This window comes from Bradyrhizobium sp. NAS96.2, assembly GCF_001908235.1.
Classification (GTDB): domain Bacteria; phylum Pseudomonadota; class Alphaproteobacteria; order Rhizobiales; family Xanthobacteraceae; genus Bradyrhizobium.
Window position 1 is genome coordinate 1 of record NZ_LGHK01000324.1, and the last position, 10,674, is coordinate 10,674.

Genomic DNA, 10,674 nt, shown 5'->3' on the forward strand with positions numbered 1-10,674 from the left:
GACTGCCCCGAGGAGACCGCGTGGCGGAGTTGCCGGAGGTTGCGCCGCTGCGTCATGATCGCGCTCAGCCGTTCGCCGGTCGTGTCGGTCGAGCCGTCATTGACGTAGACTATTTCGTAGACCCAGCGTCCGTCGAGCGCCGCCGCGATCTCGGCGATCAGCGGCGCGATATTATCCGCCTCGTTGCGCACGGGCACGACGATGGAAACGGCGACCGGCGTCTGGTCGGAAACAGGCAATTCGACACTCGTGGTTGATGTGGGGTTCGCGGCCGGAACCCGCCCGATCCGGCCGCCGGGCGACCGCTTTTATGGGGCGAAGGCGCTCCCCGCAACCCTTTTGAGGCGCTCTTCCGACGGTCCCGGCAGGGCCACGACCGTACCATCGCGATCAATGGCGAAACCAAGGCGGCGGGCGGCGAACCAGTAGCGCACGGCCACTGCGCCGATTATGCCGACGGCCGCACCGGCCACCACGTCGCTCGGATGATGGGCCAGCAGCACCAGCCGCGTCGCGATGATGATCAGCGCATAGACCAGCATCGCGACCCGTGCGCGCGGCCAGACTGCAGAAACGGCGAACGCCAGCGCGAATGCCGTGATCGAATGCCCCGACGGAAAGCTCGAATAGGCCTCGGTGCCCGCGAAGTGCTGGAAGTTGAAGGCGTTGGCCTTGCCGCCGACGAACGGCCGCCCGCGGCCGACCACCCACTTGATCACTTCACCCACCGCCACCGACAGCGCGACCGACAGGAACAGGTATTGCAGCCGCGTCCCAAAGCCGAGCAAGGTCGCGCGCGGCACGCTGCGCAACGCAGGCGCCGTCAATGCGACAACAATCAGCAGCACACCCAGCGCACTTAGCACGTACTCGTCCTTGCCGAAATCGGTGAGTATCTTCACCCACCAGAGACCAGGAGTGCCGCGTGGCGGCATCAGGCTGATCTCGGCGACATCGACCACATACATCAGCGTGATGATCACGGCGCCGACGATGACAACGAGCAGCAGCACATGGCGCGCGGAGCGTCGCGCCGCCTCGGCCCGGCGCGAATGCGATGGAGCCCGCACGAGCTGGGCAAAGGACAGCCAGACCAGCGTCAGCAATCGTCCGAAATAGTTGGCGGATTCCGGGTTGGCTGGCGGCGCCGGCATGTCACTCCGTCCCTTCGGAACGGAAGATCGCAATCGAGACCGCCTTGCCCTGCGAGATGTTGTAGCCCTCGATCCGTACCGGCGCGTTGTAGCGCAGGCCGATCGCCTCGGCGCGCTGCACGAAGGCGCGCTCCGAACGCTGTTCGACCAGCGCGAAGCGGCAGGAGCCCTGCCCCAGGAAATCGGCGGCTCCCGATCCATCGGTGAGCAGCGTCGAGGTATCGGTCATGAACACGAGGCTCGGCTCGTGGAAGCCGGCGGCCGCCGCCTTCGGACCGACGCAGGTCACGTTGCGCAAGGCGCGCGCGACCTCCTGGCTCGGAAACACGGTGGTGAGGCGTGGCAGCACCACGCCATAGGTCGCGCCCGCCATCAGCGCCGCGGCGATCACCGCATTGAGCAGCGAGCGCTCGGCGCGGCTGTCCTCGAACATCCACCACGCGATCAGGCCGAACACCATCGCAACGGCAAACAGCGGCCAGGCCGGAAATACCGGCTGATGGATCGCCTTGATGGCGCCGACGATCACCAGCACCGCGCCGAACGCAGGAATCGCGAACCACCAGGCGGCGCCGCGCAACAGCCAGGGGGAGCGCGACAGCACGCGCCGCTCCAGCGCGCCCACGGTCAGGATCGCAATCGCGGGATAGAGCGGCAGCACATAATGCGGCAGCTTGGTCAGAACCGCCTCGAACACGATCCAGGACGGGATCAGCCAGGCCAGCAGAAACTGCGCGCCGGGTTCGCGTCGCGCACGCCAGACCGCGGGCGCCGCGAGGCCGGCAAGCGGCGCACCGGGCCAGAACGTGATCCAGAACAGCAGCAGATAGAGCCCGGGCGGCGCGCCGTGGGATTCCTGTGCGCCGAGCTTGCTCAGCATGTCGCCGCCGACCGAGTCGGCAAAGAAAGTCTCCCCGGCGCGCAGGAAGATCAGGACGAACCACGGCAGCACCAGCACCAGGGTCCACATCAGGCCCCAGACCGGACGCATCCGCCAGAACCACGCCGCCGATCGATCAAGGATCGCAAGGCCGGCCATGGCAAGGCCGACGAACATCAGGATCAGCGGTCCCTTGAGCAGGATGCCGACCGCGAGCGCCGTCCAGAAGATCGCGGGCGGGCCCCATGATGGATGCGCCGGATCCTCGCCGCGCTGCCAGGATAGGTACACGCGCGCCATCGCGCCCATCGCCGCGGTGACCGTCAGCAGCAGCATGGCGTCGGTCTTGGCGAGCCGCGCTTCGACCCCAAGCAGCACGCAGCTTGCCATCATCAGGGCGGCCAGCACCGCCCCCTGTCGCGTCACGAAGGCAAGCGCCGTCCAATAGGTCAGCAAAACGGCGCCGATGGCGCCGATCAGGGACGGCAGGCGGTAGACCCAGATGCGGACCTGGGCACGCGGTACCCCGAGCGCGGAGATCGTCTTCAGCGCCGCCGCCTGCATCCAGTAGATGCCGACCGGCTTCTTGTAGCGGACGTCGTCCTGGAAGCGGATATCGACGAAATCGCCGCTCTCGACCATCTGCTTGGTCGCCTGGGCAAAGCGCACCTCGTCGCGGTCGACCGGCGGGATGGTGAAGAAGCCCGGCAGGAACAGCACCAGGCAGGTCAGCGTCAGGAACAGGATCGACCGCCATTGGCTGGCCGTCGCGAACTCGAACGCCATGAACAGCCTGCGGCTCGAATGCGCAGGTTTTACAAACTGTTGCCCTGCTCCGAAGCGCCGGGGTTGGAGGCCGTCCACCATGGGTTTCGCATACGATGAAACCGCAGCGCAAACAACCGTGCTGTTCCGCTTTCCGACCGTGCCGTTCCGCTTTCCTGCGCGATCATTGCACGCGGATCACAACGGTATCCGCGGCACCCGTAGCGTCGATCACGGTGAGCCGTGCGAAACCCGGTCCGGGCGGGTCGATCAGTCGTTGGCGACGGCTGTCGATGTCCCCGGCTGAGACACCATTGACGAGGACCGTCAGCGGCAGCACACCGCCGGCAACCTTGACCGGTAGCGGCGCATTGCGGCCGCTCTCAGATTGATCGACGTCGATGCGTGAGCCGTTCAGCGGAAACTGGATATGCGGAGCCTGGTCGTTGCCGCTGCGAACCAGTTCGCCGAGCGGCCGGAACCGGCGCAGCGGCGGCGGCAGTTTCGCGTTGGAGGCAACCAGCACGCCCCGCGGCGGCTTCGGCAACGCCGCCGGGATTTTCCCGGTGCGCGCGAAGGCGTCGAACAGGATCGGCGCCGCCGCCGTGCGCCCGACCAGGCCCGGCACCGGCGCACCGTCCGGACGGCCGACCCAGACGCCGATCGTGACGCGGCCGTCGAAGCCGACCGACCAGGCATCGCGATAGCCGTAACTGGTGCCGGTCTTGAACGCGATCCGGTTATGCACGCCGTTCTCCGGCGGCGGCGTGCCGAGCAGGACATTGCCGACCTGCCAGGCCGCGGCCTGATCCATCAGCCGCATCGTGTCGCGGCTATCATTCTCCCGCATGATCTCGCGCAGCGGCTTGGTGGCGCCGAGCCGCGCCAGGCCGGAATAGAGCTGGGCCAGATCCTGCAGCGTGATGCCGACGCCGCCGAGACCCATCGCAAGACCCGGCGCCTCGTCCTTCGGCAGCACGAGACTGGTGCCGGCCTGCTTCAGCCGCGACGACAGCCGGCTGGCGCCGACCCGGTCGAGCAGCGCGATCGCCGGCACGTTCAGCGACAATTGCAGCGCCTTGCGGATCGGCACCGTGCCCTGGAACGTCATGTCGAAATTTTCCGGCGCGTAGGTGCCGAAGCGGATCGGCCGATCCTCGATCAGGCTGTCGGGATGGACAAAGCCATCCTCGAAGGCGAGCCCATAGATGAACGGCTTCAACGTCGAGCCTGGCGAGCGTACCGCGCGCGTCATGTCGACCTGCCCGGCTCGCCGTTCGTCGAAATAGTCCGCCGAGCCGACGCGCGCGAGCACGTCGCCCGTCTCATTGTCGACCGCGACGATGGCGACCGAGACGTCCGGCCCGTGCGCGATGGCGCGGTCACGCGCCAGCGCCTCCAGGTTCCGTTGCAGCGTCGCGTCCAGCGTCAGCTTGATGACGGGCGCATCCTTCACCGTCGCAATCGCCTGATCGGACGAATGCGGCGCGAGGATCGGGATCTGCTTGCGCAGCTTCGGCACCGCGGTCGCCGTGGCCTGCGCGGCGTCGTCTTTCGAGACCACGCCGTCTTCGACCATGCGGTCGAGCACGCGATCGCGCGCGGCATGGGCGGCTTCCGGATAACGATCGAGCCGACGCCGCTCCGGCGATTGCGGCAGCGCCACCAGCAGCGCGGCTTCCGCCAGCGAGAGCCGCTTCGGCTCCTTGCCGAAATAGGCGATCGAGGCGGCGCGCACGCCCTCGAGATTGCCGCCGAACGGCGCCAGCGCGAGATAGAGATCGAGGATCTGGTCCTTCGAAAGCTGCCGCTCCAGCTCGACCGCGCGCACCATCTGCCGCAGCTTGGCGTAGACCGAGCGCTGGTGCCGCGGCTCGATCAGCCGCGCCAGCTGCATCGTGATCGTCGAACCGCCCGAGACGATATGGCCGCTTGTGAGCAGCTGGAATGCGGCGCGCGACAGCGCCAGCGGATCAATGCCATGATGCTCGTAGAAGCGCTTGTCCTCATAGGCGAACAGGAGCTTCAGATAGGTAGGATCGACTGCCGTCTTGGCATCGACCGGCAGCCGCCAGCGTCCATCCGCCATCGCATAGGCGCGCAACAGCTTGCCGTTGCGGTCAACGACTGTCGTCGAGACCTGCTGCGCCTGCGTGAGCGGCAGCGGACCGAGCGAGACGACCCAGGCTGCGAAGGCGCCGGCTGCGACCAGCATCGCGACGGCGCCGATCGCTAGGACGGATTTGATCCGGGGCCAGCGCGATCCGCGTTCCAGAGCTACCTTCAACGTTGCACTCATTTCGCGGGCTTCACCTCAACCGCACCGGTGCCGCTGCGGCCGTAGCGCGAGGGGTTGTACATGTCCTCGACATAGGCCTGCGGCAGCACGTATTTGCCCGGCGACACCGCGCGCACGACGTAGGCAACCGTGAACACCGACTTGTCGTTGGCACCGCGGTCGATCGCCGCCGTGAAGCGGTCATCGCGGAACTCGGTGTTCTTCGGCTCGACACCATCCTCGATCCATTCGAGCGTGCCGGAATCGCCCGACGACACCAGGTTCGAGTTGTCGATCTCGAGCCCGGCCGGCAGATAGTCCGCCACCATGATGTGCCCGAATTCCGGTTTGGCTTCGGTCACCTTCAGGACAACCGCGAAGCGGTCGTTCTGTTTCGCCTTGGTGACATCGGCCGGCTTGCCGTCGAGCGTGAAATAGCTGCGCTCGATCTTGAAGCCGTTGGAAGCCGCAGGTTCCGGCGTGACCGGCGAGCCCGACACCGAGACCACCGCCTGCACCGGCGCATCGCCGGTGTTGGTGATCTTGAGCGGCTGGCCCGTCATCTCCTCGGCCTTGTAGCTGCGATAGACCGCGGTCTTGACCGGCTGACCGTTGATGTCGAGCGCCAGCGTCTCCTTGGCGAGCGCGCGCGCCGCCAGCACCATCCACGCATTCTCCTGCGTCGAGGTGTAGGGCGACAGTCCCCGCGCCGCTTCGACCCGCAGCACGGCTTGCGTCAGCGTGCTGCGCGGTGCGTTGCCCTCGCCCGCAAGCGAGACCAACGCCGCGGCATCGCGCAGCGCCGAGCCGTAATCGACCCGGCCGAACTCGATCACCGGTTTCGGGTTCAGCGCGTCGAGCGCGGCGCCATAGACCCGCTCGGCCCGCGCCTTGTCGCCGACCAGCGCCAGCGCCGCGGCGAGCTGCGCCTTGGAGATCGGCGTCGCCAGATTGTTCAGCTTGGTGTCGGCGAGGTAGCGCAGATCACCGATCGGCGCGGCGCCGTTGCGCGCGAGCACGTAGAGGCCGTAGGCCAGGTCGCGGCCGCCGTCCTTCTCCGGCTCGTTGGCATTGACCACCGAGTTCCTGACGCGGTCGAGCGCGCTCTTGAACAGCACGTCCGGCACCGCAAAGCCCTTTTCGCGGGCCCGGGTCAGGAAGTCCGTGACATAAGCATCGAGCCAGGCGTCGTCGCCGCCCGCCGACCAAAGGCCGAACGAACCATTGGACCCTTGGCGCGCCAACAGCCGCTCGATCGCGTCGCGGATGCGCTGGTCGACTGCGGTGTCCATCGCAAGATGGGCGCCGGCGGCGAGATCGTTGACATAGAGCAGCGGCAGCGCGCGGCTGGTAATCTGCTCGGAGCAGCCATAGGGGTAGCGGTCGAGCGCCTTCAGGATGCTCGCCGCATCGAGCGCGGTCGACAGGCTCGCCGAGATCGAGACGCTGCCGGTGCCCGGCACGAGATCGGAGAACATGTCCGACGTCAGCGTCAGGCTCTCGCCCTTCGCCAGGGTGCGGATCGAGCGGCGTGCCAGCACCTGCGTCGCCGGCTTGACGTCGAGCGCATAGTGCCGCGCCAGCGTCAGTCCGTTCGGCCCGGAGATATCGACGTCGAAATTGGCTCGCCCGGCGCCGCTGGCCTCGAGGCCGAGCGACAGCGAGGTGCGCTGCTTGGCGGCGAGCTTCACCGTCGTGGTCGGATTGCCCGAGGCCTTGATCGGGCCGCTGGCCTTGACGCTGACGGCATAATCGCCGGCGGGACCTTCGACATTGTCGATATCCATGCTGATGGTGCCCTTGTCGCCGGTCAGCAGGAAGCGCGGCAAGGTCGCGGTCACCACCACGGGATCGCGCACGGTCACGTCGACATTGGCGCGGCCGAGCTTGGTGGCGCTCCACGCCACCGCCATCACCCGCGCGGTGCCGGCGAATTCCGGGATGTCAAAGCTCACCTCGGCGGTGCCGTCAGGGCCGACCGTGACGATGCCGGAATAGAGCGCCAGCGGCTTCTGCGTCGGCGGCGAGCCCTGCAGCTCGGCGCCGGCAGCGTCGCCGCCGCTGCGGATCTGGCCGCGGGTGCCCTGCATGCCGTCGATCAGCTGGCCGTAGAGGTCGCGGATCTCGGCGGTCAGGCGGCGCTGGCCGAGATAGTAATCGTCCGGCGCAGGCGGCTTGTAATTGGTCAAATTGAGAATGCCGACATCGACTGCGGCAAGCACCACCTTGGCGTCCTCGCCGGGATTGAGCCCAACCAGCTTGACCGGGATCTTCAGCGTCGAACCGGGCCGCACCAGGGCCGGCGGCGACAGTTCCACCGCAAGCGTGCGCGCCTTCTTGTCGATGCCGAACCATTTCAACCCGATCGCGCGGCCCGGCATGCGCCCGGCGGCGGCATCGAGCGGACGGCGCAGCGTCGTCATCACATAGGCGCCGGTGCCCCAGTCCTTGCCGACCTGCAGCTTGACCTGCTGGGTGCCTTCCTTGACGTCGACGCTCTCGGTCGTCAGCAGCCGGTCGCCGAGCACATAGACCGTGAGCTTGCCGGCGGTGCGCGCATTGACGGACACCGTCATGGTATCGCCCGAGGCATATTCCGGCTTGTCGATCGAGGTTTCCAGCAGATCCGGCGTGTCGGCGCTGCCGTCGGAATACCAGCCGACGTCGAACTGCACCGAGGTGACAGGCCCGTCGGCATCGGTCGATTTCACATCGAGCCGGTAGCGGCCGGGCTGCGGCTGGAAGCTCAGGCGCATCGGCTTGTCGGCGGCAAGGTTGACGTCGCCGTCGGACACGCGGCGGGTCGACTTGACCGGCTCATACTGCCAGGACGAGTTCTGCCGGTACCACTGGTAGCGCGACTCCAGCTTCAGCAGCTCGTAGCGCAGTCCGTTGCGCGACAGCTGCTTGCCGTCGGGCGCGACGAACACGACATCGAACTCGGCCTTGTCGCCTTCGGCCACGCTCTTGTCGCCGAACAGCGCCTTGACCCCGATCAGCGAGGCGCTGGGGGCCACCGGCAGCACGATCTTGCGCTCGACCGAGCGGCCGCCGCTCTCTGCCATGCGGATGAATATCTGGGCCTCCTGCGGCCGCGTCGAGGCCGGCACTTTCTCGAGCCTGACTGGGAAGCTGGCGGCGCCGTTGGCATCGGCCTCCGGCAGATCCTCGATCGGGGTCCGCTCGTTGCTTGCGGTCTGCTCGTCGTCGACGCCGAACTGGTAGCCGGCATAGCCGGGCCGGCCGTTCGCTGCGGGAGCGACCAGCATGTCGCCCTCGAGCTGCAGGCCCGAGGCCGGCGCGCCATAGAGGAAATGGCCCGAGACCTGAAGTTCCACTGGAACTTCAGCTTTGATCACCTTCTCGTTGCTGGTCAGATCAAATTCGATCCGTTCGGGGATGTAATCCTCGACCATGAACGTGGTCTCGCCGACCGACGAGCCCTTGGGATCGGTGAAGACGCGGGCCCGCCAGGTGCCGGTCGGCACCGCGGAGTTCAGCGCGACTGCCAGCATCCGGCCGCCGGCGCCCTGGTCGGGCAGCGCGGTGCGGCGGAATTCGACGCCGTCCGGCCGCTCGATCACCATCGTCAGCGGGGTCCCGGTCAGGGCATTGCCCTGCCCGTCGCGCAGCAGCGCGGTCAGGTAGACCGTCTCGTTGGAGCGGTAGACGCCGCGCTCGGCGTAGACGAAGGCGTCCGCGCCGGCCGGGATGGCGCGGCCGGCGACGCCGCGGTCGGTGAGGTCGAAGGCGTTGGTCTTCAGACTCAGGAAGGCGTAGTCGGCCTTCTCGCCCATCACCGTGAGCAATGCCGGCGACAGCCCGCCCTCGCCGCGCGCCAGCCCCTGCTCGAACAGCACATGGCCGGCCGCATCGGTCTTGCGGGTGGCGAGGACCTCGTTGTTGCGGGCGACCAGCTTCACTTCGGCGTTGGCGACCGGTTCGGTCGAGGCCAGCGAGTTGACGAAGACGTGGATACCGTCATTGCCGGAGAAGGCCGACAGGCCCATGTCCGAGACGATGAACCATTGCGTCGCCAGTGTGCCGTCGTCATCGGTGCCCGGGCCCTTCGCCGCGGCGGTCATCACATAGACGCCCGGCTGCAGATCGCCGAGCGCCTGATCGACCGGAAATGCCGTGACCACGTCCTGGTTCAGCGTGGTGGCGGTCGCAAGCTCACCGGACCATACCTTGACGCCGCGCTGGCCGCCGAGATCGGAGAGCTGGTAGCGGCTCAGCGTGCTCTGGAAGTCGCTGTCGATCACGGTGTTGATCAGATTGCGGTCGCCGATCCGGAACACGTCGACCGTGACTGCCGGCGTGTTGACGCTGACCACCGGGATACCGCGCTGGCCGGTTCGCGGCAGCACATAGGCCCGGCCTGTGAACCGCACGAACGGCTTGCGGTCGCGGACGTAGATGTTGAATTCGGCCGATTTCGACAAGGTCTCCTTGACGGTCGACGGCAGACCGGCGCGCAGATTGATGTTGTAACGCTCGCCGTGCTTCAGCCCGTCGACGCAGAGCTGCTGGCCTTCCGCCGACAAGGCCGGCTTGTCGGTGCCGGCCAGTGCTAGGTACGGCGCGAAGTCGACGCGCTTGGCCAGTTCCTCCGAGAACTGGAAGCAGGCTCGCGGCGAGGCCGCATCCGAATCGACGGTATAATCGAGCAGCCGGAAGCCGTGCTCGTCGCGCATCTTCTCATACTGGCCTCTGACATCGGCCACCTCGCGCAGGTCGAGCGACAGCCGCAGCGCGTCGAGCGCCGGACGCCACAGCTTGCGCTCGGCGAGCGCCTTGCCGAGCACGGCCAGCGAGTCGGCCTCCTCCCCCGCGTTGCCGGCGCGCTGATAGGCAATGTATGCGGCGGTGGAGGCGCGTTCCATCAGGAAGGTCTGTTCGCTGGAGCTCGCCGACCGGATCTGGAAGACGGTCTTGGCCAGCCGCAGCCAGTTGGCGCCGTCCTCTGGCGCGGTCGCCGCGATCTGACCGAGGATCGTGAGCCCGCCGCGGAAATCATTGCGCTTGAAGGCGGCGTCCGCATCGGTGCGCAAGGTCGCCACGGACTTGTTGACCGCCCCCGCCTCGCTCTTGATCTGGGCCTCCAGCTTGATCGCGGAATCGGCGAGATCGTCGCGTTTGAAGGCCTTGTCCGCAGCCTGGGCGCTGACCATGCCGAGCGCCAGCGCGGCGCAAAGTGCGGCGGCACGAACCAATCCGATCATGATGGAGCTCCTGAACGCCCCGCGGTCGAGCGCCGCGTTGGGGCTAAAAATGCGCGAAAAGGTGACGGAGTGAAGGCGCGGACGTGAACGGACGAAAACGTCGCAGATCGCATTGCCGACATCCTTCGACAAGCCGCGGCGCCAGTGTCAAGCCGGCCGGGCGGACTGGTCAGGTCAACGCAGGGCGGGGCCCCTGCTCGCCTTTGTCGTCCGCCCCCAGAAATCGGTTCGGACGGACTTGGCGGAAAGGCGGATTTTTCATAATGGCGGTGCTACAAGGCGGCCACGGTCCCGTAGCTCAACTGGATAGAGTAGCGGATTTCTACTCCGCGGGTTGCAGGTTCGAATCCTGCCGGGATCGCCAAAGAAAAC

General features: G+C 67.2%; 5 protein-coding genes and 1 tRNA gene. 1 reads left to right on the forward strand and 5 read right to left on the reverse strand.

What is annotated here, in order from left to right; translation table 11 throughout:
- From AC628_RS40760 to AC628_RS40780, 5 genes are all read right to left on the reverse strand, one after another.
- The coding region (locus AC628_RS40760; protein WP_143202086.1) for a glycosyltransferase at positions 1 to 239 on the reverse strand (239 nt) is incomplete at its 3' end.
- A gap of 69 nt (positions 240 to 308) precedes the next feature.
- The gene (locus AC628_RS40765; protein WP_074132438.1) at positions 309 to 1,154 is read right to left on the reverse strand and encodes a phosphatase PAP2 family protein; all 846 of its coding nucleotides are present in this window, start codon (positions 1,152 to 1,154) and stop codon (positions 309 to 311) included.
- Position 1,155: 1 nt separating this feature from the next.
- Positions 1,156 to 2,901, reverse strand: a complete 1,746-nt coding sequence (locus AC628_RS40770) for an ArnT family glycosyltransferase (RefSeq protein WP_074132440.1) — start codon at positions 2,899 to 2,901, stop codon at positions 1,156 to 1,158.
- 82 nt (positions 2,902 to 2,983) lie between these two features.
- A complete protein-coding gene (gene pbpC / locus AC628_RS40775) occupies positions 2,984 to 5,098 on the reverse strand; it encodes a penicillin-binding protein 1C (RefSeq protein WP_074132442.1) in 2,115 nt (704 codons plus the stop codon).
- Positions 5,095 to 10,302 carry an alpha-2-macroglobulin family protein gene (locus AC628_RS40780; protein ID WP_074132444.1) on the reverse strand — a complete coding sequence of 1,736 codons (5,208 nt, stop codon included), beginning with the start codon at positions 10,300 to 10,302 and terminating at the stop codon, positions 5,095 to 5,097. The genes pbpC and AC628_RS40780 overlap by 4 nt, the downstream gene beginning before the upstream one ends.
- A 287-nt stretch (positions 10,303 to 10,589) precedes the next feature.
- Between AC628_RS40780 and AC628_RS40785 the strand changes: the two genes are divergently transcribed.
- Positions 10,590 to 10,666 (forward strand) — tRNA-Arg (locus AC628_RS40785).
- Positions 10,667 to 10,674 lie beyond the last annotated feature (8 nt).